Below are 16,595 nucleotides of genomic sequence, written 5' to 3'. Positions count from 1 at the left end.
GTCCCTACCTACGCCGTCCTCGCGCCCGCGGCGCCGTGCGCACCTTTCCAGGGGCGCGCGGCGGGCGGGGTGCCTTCGGTGGAAATAACACCTCGGGCGAGAACAGGGCCAGTTGTTCGGGCGGCGGCGGGCGATACCGGCGGCGAGGACCGACCGGGATCGGGAAGGGCCGCCCGTGCTTCGGACGCACGGTCTGCCCCGTGCTGTGGTGCCGGTAGCTCCACCGGAAGATGACGCCCGACACCACGGGCGTTTTCGTGTGTGATTTCGACATGTTGCGTAGCCCTCCAGAAGCGGAAGGAACGCGAGGCAGCAGAAGACGCACGAATCCATTGACGGAATCGCCCCGTGTGCTAGTCGACCCTCATCCGGCATCCCTAAACGGATGAGAGGCGGGTGGTTCGGGGTGGTTACGCCTCTACTACTCGCCTTTCCTTTTGGTACCCCATGGTACAAGTGCCATATTTCGTTTGCACTCTGTGCGCACAGTGGGTTAGAACAGTTCAAACCTTGATCGGGTAGGCCGGTCGAGGTGTCTGCCCACGCGCGACGAGTCCGTCCGAGCGTTTGCCATGGCGCTTGACGTGCGGCAAGGGTTTTGTGGTTCGAAGTAGGTTTCGAACCTACACCGGCGGGTCGAACAGACCGAGTTGCCGTGGCCTCGGACGCCACGCGAACAGGTCGAGTTGAGTTCCCGGTGGCGGTAGGGCCTCGCGCGGAGCCTCCCCCGTCCCGACCCTCGCCGGTGGCGCGGCGGGCGGCGTAGGCGCCCGTGGGGTGTCGCTGGGCTTGCCCTTCCCGCCGGGCAGGGCGCGGAGCCAACCCTTGCCGTTTGGCAGTTCGCGGGCGGCACCCGTCGTCACGCCCGGGGCCGGAGCGGGCGGCGCGAGCTTCTTCGGCTCCGGGGGCGCGCACGGCTCCGCGGCGAGGGCGCGCTCCACAAGCTCCTGCACGGACCACACGTGATCGGTGATGCCCGCCTCCATGGCCGGCGTCACGCGTAGGGACTCGTGCACGCGAACGAAATTATACCAGGCCACGTGCAGGCTCATGGCCGCGCGGTGGTTCTCGATCTTCTTTGAGAAGGCGTTGCCACGCCGCATGAAGCGCCGAATGTGCATGCGCACCGTGAGGTTTGCCCGCTCGACGTGAGACGTGCTCGCGCGGTCGAGGTTCGGTGCACCGTGCACGACCTTCTTCGTGATGAACTTGGGTGCGTCATCGGGCGCGTACTTGTCGAACCGATCCGACCCTTGCTCGCGCCGTCCAGGCTTCTTCGTGTAGTTCTTCTGGATCACGGCGTGGTCCACCGCGCCCGCGAAGCTCTGCCCCACGGCGACCTGATACGGCTGCCATCCGTCCGTCGAAATCTGCGGAATCGTCACGAGGCGAGCGCGGAGATCGGCAACGAACGCTTGCGTGTCCGCTTCGTTGCGCTTCCCCACGCGGTAACTCACGAGGAGCTTCTTCGTGCGGGCGAGTGCGAGGTACGTGTAGCTCTCCCCGACCTCGGGCGGATCCTCGGGCGTCACGTTCTTCTGGCGCTTCTGGACGTACGCGTGCAGTTCGTCGCACTCGATCTCGTGGATGTCGAGGTCCCTCACGAGCAGGTTGTGGAGGTGGTCGCACCCCGCGCCCATGCGAAGCAGGGTCGAGAGGACGGTCGGAAGGGAGACGTCCGTGAGCCGCGACGTCGAGCGCACGCTCGCGCCCTCTACGAGGTGCTTCACCACGTCGGTGCGCTTCTCGATGGGCAGGACGTTCGCCACGACGCGAGACCCCAGCAAGGGCCGCCACGGGCGCCGCGTCGCGCCCCATGCGCGTCGTCGGCTCGACCGTTTCAGCGGCTCACTCGATGGGATGAATCTATCACGATTCGTCGGGTTTTCGTGGTTATTCGGCAATGGCATCGGACATTAAGTGTCCGATGTAGGACCGTTTGCCCGCGGAGATCGGGGCGTCGATTCCAGGGTCAAGCGTGACATACACGAGGGCTGACGATGCCGGTCCGCGCCGTCCGTTCAGGAAGGACATGCGCACACCTCGACAGACATCGGAGGGGACTTGACGGGATGGCCCGCGCGTTCGTCGCGACGAACCGGCTGATCAAGTTTGATCAGCACCGCTGTCCGCCCCTGCTGGGGTCCGGGGCAACGCCCCGGCACGGCGCTCCGAGGACGTGCCCGCCTTTTCCCGCAGCCCCCTCTACACGTGCGCGCCGACCGTTGATATCAACGAGGACTGGCGAACTTTCCCTTTGCGGGAGGAATGGCTTCATGCGGACACGTCGCGCGCATCCTTCGATCCTCAAGGCGTCCTCCGGCGCCGGTAAGCTCCTTGGCACGGGCACCTTGCTGGCCTCGTTCGTCTGCGCGGGGGCTCTCGTGGCGCTCGCGTCCGCGTGTGGTGGCGGGGCGAGCAGCTCGGGGGGCTCGGGCGCTGGCACGGGCGGCGCCGGGGCGGCCGGCGGCGGCCAGGGCGGCGACGGGCTCCAGGACTTCGTGACGAGCGCGTCGAGCAGCTCGTCGTCGAGCTCCTCCGGGACCGGCGGGCAGAATCCTGGGCCGATGTGCGACCCGCCGAATCCCAACGGCGGCGTCACCGCGTTTGCTGCCGCGTATGGCGATGCGCAAACGCAGAGCGGCGTGTCCGTCTCGACCGACAAGACGGGCAACATCCTCCTCGCCGGTGCTCTCCAGGGCACGATGAACCTCGGCGGGACCATGCTCACGAGCGGCGGCAAGGAGGATGCGTTCGTCGCGAAGCTCAATTCGGCCGGCCAGGTGATCTGGGCGAAGCGCTTTGGCGACGGGCAGAACCAGAGCGCGACGGGCATCGGCGCTGACGCCGAGGGCAACGTCTACGTCACGGGCATCTTCATCGGCACCGTCAACTTCGGCGGCTCGAACCTCACGAGCGACACGAACTTCTTCCAGGACGTCTTCCTCGTGAAGTTCGCGCCCGACGGCAGCCACGTCTGGAGCAAGAAGTTCGGTGATTCGAACATCCAGTACGCGCGTGCGCTCGCGGTCGACGGCGTCGGCAACGTCGTCATCGCGGGCTACTTCCAGCAGCAGGTCGACTTCGGCGGCGGCGTCCTCACCGCGGCGGGCCAGGCCTTCGACGCGTTCGTCGCCAAGTTCAACGCGACGGGACAGCACCTCTGGAGCAAGAAGTACGGTAACGATGCCGATCAGTCGGCGAAAAGCCTCGCGGTCGACGGCGCGGGCAATGTGTACGTCGCGGGCGAGGCGTCGGGCGCGATCGATTTCGGCGCGGGGCTGGTCATGGCCCAGGGCAACCCGAGCGCGTTCGTCGCCAAGCTCGATTCGCAGGGCGCTCCGATCTGGGCGAAGCTCAGCTCGGGCGCGGGCAAGGCCTCGGCGAACGCGGTTGCCGTGTCGCCTTCGGGCTCGGTGGCCGTGGCCGGGCAGTTCCAGGGCACGTTTGATCTCGGCGGCAAGCCCATGACGAACATCGACGTCGACGATGCGTTCGTCTCGGTGCTCACCTCGTCCGGCGCGCAGACGTATACGCGCGCGTTCGGCGATCCGACCTTCCAGCGCGCTGACGGCGTGGCGTTCGCGCCGAACGGGGACGTGCTGCTCGCGGGCGCGTTTACCGGTTCGATCGATCTTGGCGGCGGGGCCAGCCCGAGCGCGGATGGGTTCGACATGTTCCTCGGCCGGCTCGCCGCGAAGGACGGCTGCCTCGTATGGGGCCGCAGCTATGGCGGGCCTCTCGTGCAGTCGCCGCAGTCGCTCGTGTTTGATCCGGTCTCGGGCAACGTGATTTTGACCGGCAGCTTCGGGGGCACGGTCGACTTTGGCCTCGGCCCGCTGACCGCCGCCGGCGATGACGCTTTCCTCTTCGCTGTCAAGCCCTGAAACGAACGCCGCGGGCGCCCCAGGGGGGGGGTTCGCGGCGTCTTCGTGCTCACGCGTCGCGGCGAGGATCGCCGGCTCGATCGTCCGACACATTCGGCGCGCCTGATGTCCAGCGCAATGGGCGGGGAGGGGCGCGCCGGAGCCGTGTCCGGGGCTTGTGGCGTGGCGAGGGCTCTGAGATCCTGACGAACGATGCTCGCCTTCGTCGAGTCTTCGACGGGTAGGGCGTGCAGAACGGGTGCATCTCGGTGCGCCCTTCGGAGCTACCCATGGCTTTGTTCCGGCAGCCCTCGAAAGGGATCCTCACTTCGTTTGCCGCGCTCGCAGGGGTCGCCGCGGCTGCGGCGTTCACCACGCCGGCCGACGCGCAGGAGGCCGCTGCGTGCCTCTCGCAAAACCCTGCGGATTGGCCCACGCCCTCGCGGCCGTACTTCATGATCATCGCGGACACGTCCGGCTCGATGACCACGTGTACGACGCCGCCGGGCGAGGACGTTCAGGATGAGTGCGACGCCAGCGACCCCCTCTACAAGCTCAACTCCTGCGGCATGATTCCGAGCCGGCTGAACGACGCGAAATGCGCGCTCCGGCAGACGGTCCAGGCGTTCGGCGGCGAGGTGAACTTCGGGCTCGCGACGTACGCGGGCATCATGTCGGGCTGCCCGTCCGGCGCCTGCGTGAGCACCTGTGGCCCGGCGAACGGGGCCCCCTGCACCGTGGATAACTACGGGTGCACCATCGGCGACTTCACGGGGGCCACCAGCAATCCCTCCTTGAGCTGCGGGAACCTTCCGAATTGCCCCAGCGGGGCTGGGCCCACGAGCCCCAACTATCCGGAGGGCACTTGGCGGAACGGCGGCAACATCGTCGTGCCCTTGCCGCAGGATCCCTGGTGGGGGCCTGCCGCGCCCGCGTCGAACGTGCCGGATTTGCTCCAGTGGTTCGATGGCCTGTGCGGCGACAACCGGGAACTGTTCGCCGACGGCGCGACGCCGATCGCCGGCTCGCTCCGCTCCGTGGCGCAGTACCTGCGCTCGGGCTGGAACCTCAACTGGGCCACGACGAATTATTGCCAGACCGGGTTTGGCTTCGGTGCGAATCGCGCCACGCCGTTGAACATCAACGATCGGCCGTGTCGCAGCGTGAACGTGATCCTTTTGACCGACGGCGACGAGACATGTGAAACGCCGGGCGGGAACGACACGTCCGCGCCCGTCGCGGTGGCGACGGATCTCTACCAGAACGGCGTCACGCTCGGGACCGCCCCCAACCAGAAGAACTGGAAGGTCCCGGTCTACGTCATCAACTTCGCGGGCGGCTCGAAGGCCAAGACCGATGCGATCGCGTTCGCCGGCGGTACCGGGTCGTCGTACTCGGTGAACAACGAGGTCGAGCTGGCGAAGGCGCTGGCGACGATCGTCAGCACCGCGGCCAAACCCGAGGTCTGCAACAACAGCGACGACAACTGCAACGGCTGCACCGACGAGGGCTACAAGCACTACTGCAACAAGGGGGCGGGCAAGGCGTGCTGTCCGTGGGCGAACGCCGCGGCGCGCACGGCCTGCCTCAACAGCTACGTCGCATCGATCACGAGCGCGGATCCCGACGGCAACGAGGCGCTCCTGCCGTGTACGACCGACTTGCAGCAGACGCAGCCGGCGAACTGGCTTTGTTACGACCCCAAAGAGATCTGCGACGAGGCGGACAACAACTGCGACGGCAACGGGGCGAACAAGACGAACCTCATCGACGAGGGCTTCAACAAGTGCGGCAACCCCGCGCAGTGTCCCACGACCGAGACCTGCGACGGCCAGGACAACGACTGCGACGGCCTGACGGACGAGAACGTTTGCCCGAACTGCGTGCCCTCGCCCGAGGTCTGCGACGGCTGCGACAACGACTGTGACGGCATCGCGGACGACAACATCCCCGCGGTCGCGTGTGGCCTGGCGACCCCGACGAACTGCCAGGGCACGCAGGCGTGCAAGCCCGCCCAGCCCGTGCCGCAGCCGGGCCAGTGCGTGGCGGGCGGCGGCCTCGCGGCCTGCCAGAATAGCCCGCAGACCGAGACCTGCGACGGCATCGACAACGACTGCGACGGCATCGTGGACGACTCGGTCGCGCCGACGGCCTGCACGCCGGTGGGGACGCCGGAGGGCCTCGTGTACGGAGGCACGAGCCAGTGCAAGCAGGGCTTGCGGCCGTGCAACAGCAGCACGTGCACGGGCTTCGTCGGGCCGTCCGCCGAGGTCTGCGACGGCATCGACAACGACTGCGACGGCCAGGTCGACGAGGGGGCCGTGGGGGTCGGGACCTCGTGCGGCGTGGCGCTCGCGCCCTGCACGCCCGGCACGCTCGCCTGCGTGAACGGCGCGCTGGTTTGCCAGGGCGGGACGGGGCCGCAGGCCGAGGTCTGCGACAACGTCGACAACAACTGCAACGGCATCGTGGACGAGGCGCCGCTCGCCGACGGCCCGGCCGCCGGGCAGAACGGCTGCTGGCAGAACCCCGGCAACTGCTGCGTGTTCAAGAACCTGCAGTGGTGCCCGCCCGCCGGCGGTACTTGCTACGCCAACGGTACGCTGACGTCGCCGTGCAACAAGGGCACGCTCGTCTGCACGAGCGGCGCCTGGGCCTGCCAGGGCCCCGTCGGTCCGCAGACCGAGCAGTGCGACAGCGCGGACAACGACTGCAACGGCATGATCGACGACGTGCCCGGCACGGGCGGGCCCTGCGGCTCGGACGTGGGCGAGTGCGTCGCCGGTGTCCAGCAGTGCGGGCCGAACGGCGTGCAGTGCGTCGGCCAGGTCGGTCCCTCGACCGAGATCTGCGACGGCAAGGACAACGATTGTGACGGCGTCATCGACGACAACGTCGGTGGCCTCGCCAAGCCGTGCGGCATCAACCAGCCGCCCTGCTCGCTCGGACAAACGGCGTGCGTGAACGGCGCGATCGTGTGCCAGGGCGGCATCCAGGCCCAGGCCGAGGTCTGCGACGGCGTGGACAACGACTGCGACGGCAAGATCGACGACGCGCCGCTCTTCGACGCGCCCAACGCGGGGCAGAACGGCTGCTGGGATCTGCCGGGCAACTGCTGCCAGCACGGCAACCTCGAATGGTGCCCGCCGCCCAATGCGTCCTGCGCCGACAACGGCACACTCGCGCCGCCTTGCAACAAGGGCTCGCTGGCTTGCCAGGGCGCGCTCGGCTGGGTCTGCGTGAACGCGAAGAGCCCACAGGCCGAGGCGTGCGACGGCCTCGACAACAACTGCGACGGCACGATCGACGACGGCACGTTCCAGGGCGAAGGCGCGGCCTGCGGCACCGACACGGGCCAGTGCGCGCCCGGCGTCATCGACTGCACGGGCGGCATCCTCGACTGCGTGGGCGACGTGCCCCCGACCGCCGAGGCGTGCAACGGCCTCGATGACGACTGCGACGGCACGATCGACAACGGCATCGTCGTCGGCGGCTCGTGCACCCCGCCCTACGACACGACGCTCTACCCGGGCCCGCGCGACAAGGGCGCGTGCGAGCCGGGCACCCTGCAGTGCGACGGCATGGGCGGCGAGACGTGCCTCAACGGCACCGGCCCGCAGCCCGAGATCTGCGACGGCGTCGACAACGACTGCGACGGCTCGATCGACGAGGTGGGCCCCGCGCCGGACGGCATCGACGGCACGGCGAACCCGCTCGACGCGACGCAGACGATCGGCGGCGCTTGTGGCGTCGACACGGGCGCTTGCCAGCAGGGCCACTGGGCGTGCCTCAACGGCATCTTCGCTTGCCTCGGCGGCCAGGGTCAGACGGACGAGGCGTGCGACTGCGAGGACAACGACTGCGACGGCACGACCGACGAGCAGGACCCGAACATGCCGCAGATCTGCGCGCCCGGTAACTCGTGCGTGAAGAGCGGCAGCGCGTGCACCTGCGCGACGCCCTGCCAGGGCGGCGAGTTCCCGTGCCCGCCGGGCCAGGCTTGCGAGGAGGTCACCTCCAGCGAGACCGGCCTGCCGCTCGGCAACTTCTGCATCGCGAACAACTGCGGCGACTGCCCGACGAAGACGGTGAAGGACGCGGCGGGCAAGGTGCTCTGCGCGCCGGCGGGCACGCCTGCGGACGCGAACTGCGTCGTGCCTCCGGTCTGCGTCTGCAAGGGCATCGCCGGCTGCAAGGATCCTTGCGACGGCGTGACGTGCGGCGCGGGCGAGGTCTGCTCGAGCTACGGCGCGACCGCGGGCAAGTGCGTGCAGAACAACTGCTACAACGTGCCCTGCGTCGGCTGCGACAAGGCCTGCAACGGCGGCTCCTGCGTGGACAACCCGTGCAAGCCCGATAGCTGCCCGACGGGTCAGGTCTGCAAGCCGAACGAGACGTTCACCGGCTTCACGTGCGTCGAATCGTGCGCGGACAAGAGCTGCGGGACGAGTGAGGTTTGCAAGGACGGCCAGTGCGTCGCGGGCTGCGATCCGGCGTGCGTCGGGACGCAGGTCTGCGACCTGTCGCAGTCGCCTCCGGCGTGCGTGGACAACAAGTGCGCCTCGCCGAGCTGCCCGGACGGCGCGTACTGCGATCCGCTGACGGGCAACTGCGGCAACGACCCGTGCGAAGGCGTGCTCTGCCCGATGGGCCAGGTCTGCCAGAACGGTGACTGCTTGCAGGGCCAGGGCGGCAGCGGCGGCGCGGGTGGAGGTGGCGGCGCGGGTGGCGCGGGCGGCGCAGGCGGCGGCGGCAACCCGACGTCGACGACGGGCACGGGCACGGGCGGCGCGCCTGCGGACGACAGCATCTGGGGTCTCGCGACGGGCGGCGGCGGATGCGCGTGCGACGTCGGCGGGCAGGATCGGAACGGTGGTTTCGCGCTGGCGCTCGCTGCGCTGGCGCTCGGCATGGCACGCAGGCGATCTTCCGGGCGCCGCGGCGGTACGGAGGTGTCGCGATGAGCTCGCTCGGCAAGCTCGCTAAGCCCTTCGGAGGGCTCCTTTCGGCCCTCGTGGTCTCGGCGCTCGCGCTCGGGACCGCGGGGTGCACGACGGACGCGTTCTGCTTCGACAAGTGCGCCGGCGACACGCCGACGGGCTCGGGCTCGGGCTCGGGCTCCGGCGGGGCCGGCGGTCAGGGCGGCGAAGGAGGCGACAACTGCTTCCCGTTCTGCGGCAACGACGGCGGCCCGGGATCGGGCGGCGCCGGCGGCAGCGGTCCGTGCGTCCCAACGAACGGCGGCATCGAGATCTGCGACAAGCTCGACAACGACTGCAACGGCGCTGTCGACGACGGTCCGAACATCAACCTCGAGGCCAAGACGACGTGCGGCACGTGTGACAACAACTGCTTCACGAAGCTGCTCAACAACGATCCCGCGACCATCACCTGCGTGCCGAGCCCGAACCCGGGCACGGTGCCGGGCGAGTGCACGGGCACGTGCGTGTCGGGCTACTACGACCTCGATGGCGACAAGGCCTGCGAGTACTACTGCATCAAGAACACGCAGGACGACGCGTCGTGCAACAACAAGGACGACGACTGCGACGGCGTGAAGGACGAGGACGTCAACCTCTGCACGAGCACGACGGACTGCGGCAAGTGCGGGAACAACTGCGTCGTCATCAACGGCACGTCGGAGTGCTCGACGACCGCGGGCGCCGGCGAGGCGTGCTCCCCAGCGAACACGCAGTGCAAGATCAAGCAGTGTGACGTGGGCTGGTACGACCTCGACAACTCCGTCGCGACGGGCTGCGAGTACCAGTGCACCCCGTCGAACGGCGGCGTCGAGAAGTGCGGCGACAGCCTCGACAACGACTGCGACGGCAAGATCGACGAGGCCGACGACCTCTCGATGGATCCGCAGATCGGCAAGAACTGCTTCGGTGATCCGGACGGCATCTGCGGGCTGCTCGCCGCCGCCGGGAAGACGGCGTGCGTCGGGAACAAGGTCGTGTGCGCCGGGCCGAACGTCGTCGTCGAGGGGCAGATCCAGGAGATCTGCAACGGCCTCGACGACGACTGCGACGGCCAGGTCGACGACAACCCCACGGACGCCGGCAACGCCTGCGGCCAGAGCAACATCTTCCCCTGCCAGTTCGGCAAGCAGCAGTGCCAGAACGGTCAGCTCGTCTGCAACGGCGCGGTGAACCCCTCCGCCGAGCTCTGCAACGGCCAGGACGACAACTGCAACGGGTCGATCGACGACATGCCCGTCGACGTGGGCGCGACGTGCGGTTTGACCGACGTCGGTCCGTGCCAGAAGGGCGTCGAGCAGTGCCTGCCCGGCGGCCAGAAGACCTGCGTCGGTGAGATCGCGCCGAAGACCGAGACGTGCAACGGCCAAGACGACGACTGCAACGGGCTCGTCGACGACGTCGCGGGCACGGGCTCGGCGTGTGGCCAGAGCAGCACGTTGCCTTGCAAGCTCGGCACGCTCCAGTGCGTGGGCATGGCGCTCCAGTGCGTCGGGAACATCGACCCGAAGGCCGAGACCTGCAACATGGTCGACGACGACTGCGACGGGCAGGTCGACGAGGGCATCTCGAGTCAGCCCTGCGTGCCCGTCGGCGCGCCGCCGAACCTCGTCTACGGCGGCCTGAGCCGGTGCGTGAGGGGCACGCAGGCCTGCGGCGGCGCGTGCACGGGGTACATCGGGCCGAGCACGGAGACGTGCAACAGCCTCGACGACGACTGCGACGGCGTCATCGACAACAACCTGAACCTCGGCGCTTGCAACGTGCCGCCTGCGCCCCCCGCGGGCGCGACGTCGCCCTGCAAGGCGGGCACGTTCACCTGCGTGGGCGGCGTGCAGACGTGTCAGGGTTCGACGGGACCGTCGAGCAGCGTCGACGCCTGCGGCGTGGACTCGAACTGCGACGGCACGCTGACCGGCCAGCCGAACTTGCAGACCGACATCGCGAACTGCGGCGCGTGCGGCAACAACTGCTACGCGAACGCGGTCCACGCGATCTGGTCGTGCACGTCGGGCATGTGCGCCTTCCAGGGCTGCGAGAACGGCTACTACGATCTCGACGGCAACAAGACCTGCGAATACAGCTGCCAGTACAAGCAGGCGCAGGAGATCTGCAACGGCGAGGACGACGACTGCGACGGGAATATCGACGAGGGCGTCGTGGCCCCGACGCCGGTGCAGGTCTGCGGCGTGAGCGTCACGGCCATTCGGCCGGAGTGCACGTCGCAGGTCACGGTCGCTTGCACGCAGGGCGCGTGGAAGTGCACGTTCCCGGCGGGCGTGTGCAACGGCGCGGCCCCGAACTACTGCTCGGGCGCCACCGAGGTCTGCGACAACCTCGACAACGACTGCGACGGCATCCTCAACGAGAACGTGCCGAACTACGGCAAGGCGTGCGCGAGCGACGACGGCCTGCAGGCGCCCGGACACGGCGCCTGCCGCAAGACCGGCACCTTCGTGTGCAGCGGCGCGAACGGCACGACGTGCAGCGCGGTCAAGGCCGACTGCGCGACGTTGCCCGGCGGCTGCACCGAGCTGTGCGACGGCGTGGACAACGACTGCGATGGGCTCGTCGACGAGACGTACGTGTCGAAGGGCTCGAACGCGGCGAACTACGTCAAACCCGCGGTCACGCGCATCGCGACGAACCTCTGGGTCTACAGCTACGAGGCGAGCCGGCCGAACGCCATCACCGATCTCGTGAACAACGTCATCACGCCCGGCAACGGCAACGGCTACCACACGACCGCGCCTCCGGGCACGACGCTCGACAAGACGCTCGCGTGCTCGGTGCCCAACAAGCTGCCGTGGTTCAACGTCACGCCGGCCGAGGTCGAGCAGACGTGCAACGCGATGGGCGGGACCATCTGCTCGACGGCCGCGTGGACGACGGCGTGCCAGACGAACCTGACCTGCACCTACGGCTACAACCCGCGCGGCGCGCAGTGCAAATCGACGTTCGATGCCGCGAAGTTCTGCAACCTCGGCCCCGAGTTCGACTTCAGCTCGTCGATCGCTGGGGATCAGGACGGCCTGCTCTTCACGGGCTCGGACAGCCTGAAGAACTGCTGGGCGGACTGGTTGAACTTGGAGGGCAACACGCCCGCGACGAACCGGATCTACGACATCACGGGCAACCTCCGTGAGATCACGAAGAGCGCGGCGAACACGTACCCGCTCATGGGCGGCGCGTTCAACACCAGCGACCCCGGCGGCGCGACGTGCTCGTTCCAGTTCTACACGGTCGATCAGAACTTCAAGCTCTTCGACCTCGGCTTCCGCTGCTGCTTCACGCAGAACCCCGGCTGACGAAACGCATCGAGCGGGCGCCTCGCGCGGCGTCCGCTCGGTCCTTCGTTCCCCTCACGAAGGCGCGCCCCTCGCGCGCCCCTCGTGGCCCGTTCAATCCCTGCGATCGTGCTGATTCGAGAGCGCCGCGCTGTCGGCCGCGGGCATCGTGAAGTGGATCGTGCTCCCACGCCCCACCTCGCTCTGCGCGCCGATGCGCCCGCCATGGGCCTCGACGATGCCCTTGGCGACGTAGACGCCGAGGCCCATGCCCTGGCACGCGCGGCGCCCTTCCGGCGGCCTGCGCGAGAACAACATCGGCCGGTCGGGCTCGGCGATCCCGGGCCCCGTGTCCGTCACGGAGAAACGCGCGCCGGAGGGCATGGGCTCGGCGCGGATCGTGATCGACCCGCCCTTCTGCATGAAGCGCGCGGCGTTGCTGACGAGCCGGGAGAGCACCTGCAGCACGCGGGCCCGGTCGACGTAGAGCGCCGGCAGGTGCGGAGAGACCTCCTTCACGACCGCGATCGGCCGTTGCGCCGTGGCGAGCGCGGCGGCCAGCGTGGCGGCCTCCACGATCGACGCGGCGTCGTGCACCTCCTGCCCGATCGGCAGCCTGCCCGCGTCGATGTGCGCGGCGTCGACGAGATCCTCGACGATCTGGTTCATCTCCAGCGCGGCGCGCTTGATCGTCTGAAGCTGACGATCATGCGCCGGATCTCCGCCGAGCTCGCGCGCGAGCAGCGTCGTCGTCACCATCACCACGCCGAGCGGGTTGCGCAGGTCGTGCGAGACGATGGTGAGCAGCTCCGAGCGTTGCGCTTCGGAGGCTTTGGCGCGCCGCTCGAGCTCTCGGCATCGCCGCTCGAGATCGGCCACGTAACGCGCGTCCTTGGTTTGCGCGGCGGGCATACGAGCGCGTTTCGTCGCGGGGCGCGACGTGCTCCGCGACGTCCCATTTGCCGGGTTGCTTGCTTGTTTGCGTTTCCTCGCTTCGGCCACGATCGCCTCTTTGACCGGCAGGGTAACGCGACCTCGCGCAGCCGATGCAGTCGGAGATCGCCTCACTCCGCCATCCGTGCTGCGATGTCCGGAGGCATCGCGTCGGGTTTCTCCCGATATGCCGCTCAGGCCTGTCTCCACGGCCCAAGAAGGGCATGATTCCGTGTCGGAGATTCTTCGCCTGCGGCTATCATCGACGCTCGCTCGCGACGCACGCTGCGCTGCGGGTGAGGGCTCGGCGGCGACGCGCTCCATCGAATGACCGGGGGTTTTACGTCGTGAAGACGACAGACGAAACTGGGCTCGGGCAACAAACCGGCGGCCTCTCGCCGCTCGTCCTCGTGGTCGACGACTTCGATGACAACCGCGAGATGTTCACGGAGTTTCTTTCCTTCTCCGGGTTCCGCGTGGCGCAGGCTTCGACGGGGCGGGAGGCGCTGGACCAAGCGTTTTCTCTCTTGCCCGATCTGATCCTCATGGATCTGTCGTTGCCCGAGCTCGACGGACTCGAGGCGACGCGGTTCCTGAAGAACGACGAGCGCACGAAGGGCATCCCGATCGTGGCGCTCACGGGGCACGCGCTCGCGGGTCACTCGAAGGACGCCAAGGAAGCGGGCTGCGACTCGTTCTTGACGAAGCCGTGCTTGCCCGACGCGCTGGTGAACGAGATCAAGCGTGTCCTCGGCAAGCGAGCTCGGTAGTCGCGCGAACCGGCGACGAAGCAAAAGGGGGGGAACATGAGAGCGTCCGAGGGCTCACGGGTGGGCGTGCGCGCGGATGGCGTCACGCAAGAGGCGGGCAGCCTCGTCCCAGTCGACTGGCTTGACGAGCACGGCGTCGAACGCGCTGTTCGCGAGCTTTGCGCGCGCGGAGAGATCACGCCGCCCGGTGCACGCGAAGAGCGCCATGCGCTGGGTCGCGGGATCGGAGCGCAGCGCTTCGGCGACGACGAAGCCGTCGATGCCGGGCATGCGCAGATCACACAGGACGGCGTCCGGCACGTCCTGCGTGGCGAGGAAGACGCCGCGCAGGCCGCCTTTCGCCCGCTCGACCTGGAAGCCGTGCGCTTCGAGCGAGGCCTCGGCGATCGCGAGGAAGTCGGGATCGTCGTCGACGATGAGCACCCGCGGGCGAAACGCGCTCATCTGCTCCATCTCGCCCGCCCCGCCCATCATCTCCGCCATCCCGCCCCCTCCGCATGCGCGCAGCTCGACGTCCGCGCGAGACCACGCGCGACGAGACGCTTCGCTCCCCCATGTCTTGGACCGGCGTTCGCGATGCGCAATGCGGCGGCGCGGTCTCTGCGATCTTCGTCCCCGCGCGACGCGCGATCCGTCCGTCGGCTCTCTTCGCGATCTCCTCGCTCCTCGGCATCTCCTGCGTGCTACGCAGGGAGCGTCGTGTGCTCGGTCAACGCTTACCGCGCCCGTCCTCGGGCTCTAGAGAGTGTCTCATGAGTGTCGACGAGGTTTTCTTCGACCGCGTGGCCCACGACCTGCGTGGCGAGCTCTCGACGATGCTCGCCGGCGTCCACTACTTGCTCCGGTTCGGCCGTGATCTCGCGCCTCCGACGCGCGATATGCTCGAGCGGGTGAGCGGCGCCGGCGAGCGGCTCACGCGGATGCTCGCGGAGTTCGACGACGCCGTCTGGCTGCTCGACACCCAGAAGCCGCTCGTGCTCGCGCCGATCCGCTTCGGCGAGCTCGTCGACGAGGTGATGTCGCGCATCGAGCCGGCCGTGAAGACACGCGGCGTGCGGCTCATCCTCGAATTGAACGACGCCGACGCCGCGTCCACGCTCGTCGGCGACGTGGATCTGCTCGCCACGGCGCTCACCTCGGTCGTCGATCTGGCGACCTTGCGCGCGCCCGCGGGCACGGTGCACGTCACGGTCGAAGTCCGGGACGGCGCGCCGATCATGCGCGTGCGGGACGAGGGGGACGCCGTGCCCAAGGACGTGCTCGCCCGCCTCTTCGAGCCCTTCGTCGAGCGGGAGATCGTGCCGCGCGAGACGCACGGCCGGCGCAAGCTGCGGCTCGGCATCGGCTTGCCGATCGCGCGAGCGATCCTCGAAGCGCACGGCGGCTCGCTCGTCGTGGAGCCGAGCGACGCGGGGCTCACGCTCCGCGGCGTGGTCTCCTTGCGCAAGGCCTCCGAGATCCCGCCCGAGCCCGAGAAGGCGCGCGCCGGGTAGCCGCTTGCGACGATCGGACGGGCATGCTCCGCTCGCCCGCATGGCACGCGCGGCGGTCGTCTTCCTGGGTATTGGGCTCACGCTCCTCGCGGGCTGCTCCGAGCCTGCCGGGGTCGCGCACACGTGCAGCGGCGTCGCGCTCGACGGCGCCCTCGTGATGCTCGCGACGAACCTGCAAGCGAGCGGCCTCGGGCGCATCGACGAGGCCGGCTGCTTGACCGAGATCCCCGACATCGCGCTCGGCGTCGATCCGCTGCTCTCGTCCGGCTTCGGCGGGCCGTTCGTGTGCGTGCGCGACCAGGGGCTCGTCCGCCGTGTCGATCCGGATTCGCTCGCGCTGACACGGACGTGGGTCGCGTTTGGCGAATCCGAGACGACGTTCGAACTCGCGACGGGCGGCAAGGCGGGCGGCCCGCACAACCCGCACGACGCCGACCTCGACGCGGAAGGGAGGTTGTGGGTCGCGCGATACGAGCAGCCCGGCGTCGCGGTGATCGAGCCGGACGGCAGCTTCGGCGGCACGGTGGATCTCTCGATGTTCGCCGACGTCGACGGCCTGCCCGAGATCGAGGCGCTCCGTGTCGTCGGCGATCGCGTGTTCGTCACCGTGCAGCGCCTCGATCGCCGCACGTGGAAGCCGGCGGAGAACGGCGCGCTCGTGGCGATCGACGTGGCCTCGCGCAGCGTCGTCGGCTCCGTCGACCTCGGCGGGAAAAACCCGTTCGGCCGCATGAGGCCGGTGCCGTGGGATCCCGCGGGCCGGACCATGGCGCTGGCGATGCCGGGCGATTTTTACGCGATCGACGATGGGTACGCGGCTGCGCTCGTGGATCTCGATACCCTCGCCGTGACGGGCATCGCCGAGGAGAGCACGTTCGAAGGTTCCATCGTCGAAATCGAGCTCGCGGCGCCGGACGAGGCGTATGCGATCCTCGCGGGCACGGGGCTCGAGAATGCGACGCGCCTCGTGCGCTTTGATCCGTCCGGAAAAACCGAGCCGATCGTCCTGGCCGATACGCGGGAAGGCGGGCAGGGCGGTAACTACGACTACGGGGGCCTCGCGGTGGTGGGGCGCCACGTTTTCTTGGGCGATAAGGCCCACGGCGCGCCCGCGATCCACATCTTCGAGCGCGCGTCGAGCCGCGAGGTCGGCACCCTCGTCCCGGAGCGCCTTCCGCCCGTGTCGCTCTTGCCCGTGCCCTGACCGTCATCATCCATCCCGCGCGTGGGGGCTCGGCGCGGGCGCACCGCGCCAGGCCCCCGAGCC

General features: G+C 68.9%; 10 protein-coding genes. 6 read left to right on the top strand and 4 right to left on the bottom strand.

The window, feature by feature from the left end:
- Positions 1-4 precede the first annotated feature (4 nt).
- Positions 5-274: a hypothetical protein gene (locus E8A74_RS08410; RefSeq protein WP_136928419.1), complete on the bottom strand. Its 270-nt coding sequence runs from the start codon at positions 272-274 to the stop codon at positions 5-7.
- 349 nt (positions 275-623) lie between these two features.
- Complete coding sequence (locus E8A74_RS08405; RefSeq protein WP_136928418.1) at positions 624-1,769, bottom strand: IS1 family transposase; 1,146 nt, start codon at positions 1,767-1,769, stop codon at positions 624-626.
- Positions 1,770-2,276: 507 nt separating this feature from the next.
- Here E8A74_RS08405 and E8A74_RS08400 point away from each other — a divergent pair.
- The 3 genes from E8A74_RS08400 (at position 2,277) to E8A74_RS08390 (ending at position 12,153) form a co-directional block, all read left to right on the top strand.
- Entirely contained in the window at positions 2,277-3,887 is a 1,611-nt protein-coding gene (locus tag E8A74_RS08400; RefSeq protein ID WP_136928417.1) for an SBBP repeat-containing protein, read from the top strand.
- A 269-nt stretch (positions 3,888-4,156) separates the two neighbouring features.
- A complete protein-coding gene (locus E8A74_RS08395) occupies positions 4,157-8,830 on the top strand; it encodes a MopE-related protein (RefSeq protein ID WP_136928416.1) in 4,674 nt (1,557 codons plus the stop codon).
- A complete protein-coding gene (locus E8A74_RS08390) occupies positions 8,827-12,153 on the top strand; it encodes a MopE-related protein (RefSeq protein WP_170228963.1) in 3,327 nt (1,108 codons plus the stop codon). The genes E8A74_RS08395 and E8A74_RS08390 overlap by 4 nt, the downstream gene beginning before the upstream one ends.
- A 93-nt stretch (positions 12,154-12,246) precedes the next feature.
- Here the strand turns inward: E8A74_RS08390 and E8A74_RS08385 are convergent, their stop codons facing one another.
- On the bottom strand, positions 12,247-13,044 hold the full coding sequence (locus E8A74_RS08385; RefSeq protein ID WP_136928414.1) for a sensor histidine kinase: 798 nt from the start codon (positions 13,042-13,044) through the stop codon (positions 12,247-12,249).
- A 368-nt stretch (positions 13,045-13,412) separates the two neighbouring features.
- Between E8A74_RS08385 and E8A74_RS54650 the strand changes: the two genes are divergently transcribed.
- The gene (locus E8A74_RS54650; protein WP_269749864.1) at positions 13,413-13,835 is read left to right on the top strand and encodes a response regulator; all 423 of its coding nucleotides are present in this window, start codon (positions 13,413-13,415) and stop codon (positions 13,833-13,835) included.
- A 54-nt stretch (positions 13,836-13,889) separates the two neighbouring features.
- Here E8A74_RS54650 and E8A74_RS08375 read toward each other — a convergent pair whose 3' ends face one another.
- Positions 13,890-14,318: a response regulator gene (locus E8A74_RS08375; RefSeq protein WP_136928412.1), complete on the bottom strand. Its 429-nt coding sequence runs from the start codon at positions 14,316-14,318 to the stop codon at positions 13,890-13,892.
- Between the two features lie 269 nt (positions 14,319-14,587).
- On the opposite strand from E8A74_RS08375, the gene E8A74_RS08370 reads away from it, so the two are divergent.
- Together E8A74_RS08370 and E8A74_RS52025 are read left to right on the top strand one after the other, a co-directional pair.
- Complete coding sequence (locus E8A74_RS08370) at positions 14,588-15,328, top strand: sensor histidine kinase (protein ID WP_170228962.1); 741 nt, start codon at positions 14,588-14,590, stop codon at positions 15,326-15,328.
- Between the two features lie 40 nt (positions 15,329-15,368).
- On the top strand, positions 15,369-16,532 hold the full coding sequence (locus tag E8A74_RS52025; RefSeq protein ID WP_170228961.1) for an NHL repeat-containing protein: 1,164 nt from the start codon (positions 15,369-15,371) through the stop codon (positions 16,530-16,532).
- Positions 16,533-16,595: the final 63 nt, after the last annotated feature.

The sequence above is a fragment of the Polyangium fumosum genome, from assembly GCF_005144585.1.
Lineage (GTDB): Bacteria > Myxococcota_A > Polyangia > Polyangiales > Polyangiaceae > Polyangium > Polyangium fumosum.
Note: the sequence above shows the minus strand (reverse complement) of the source record. Positions and strands in the feature narration are given on the sequence as shown.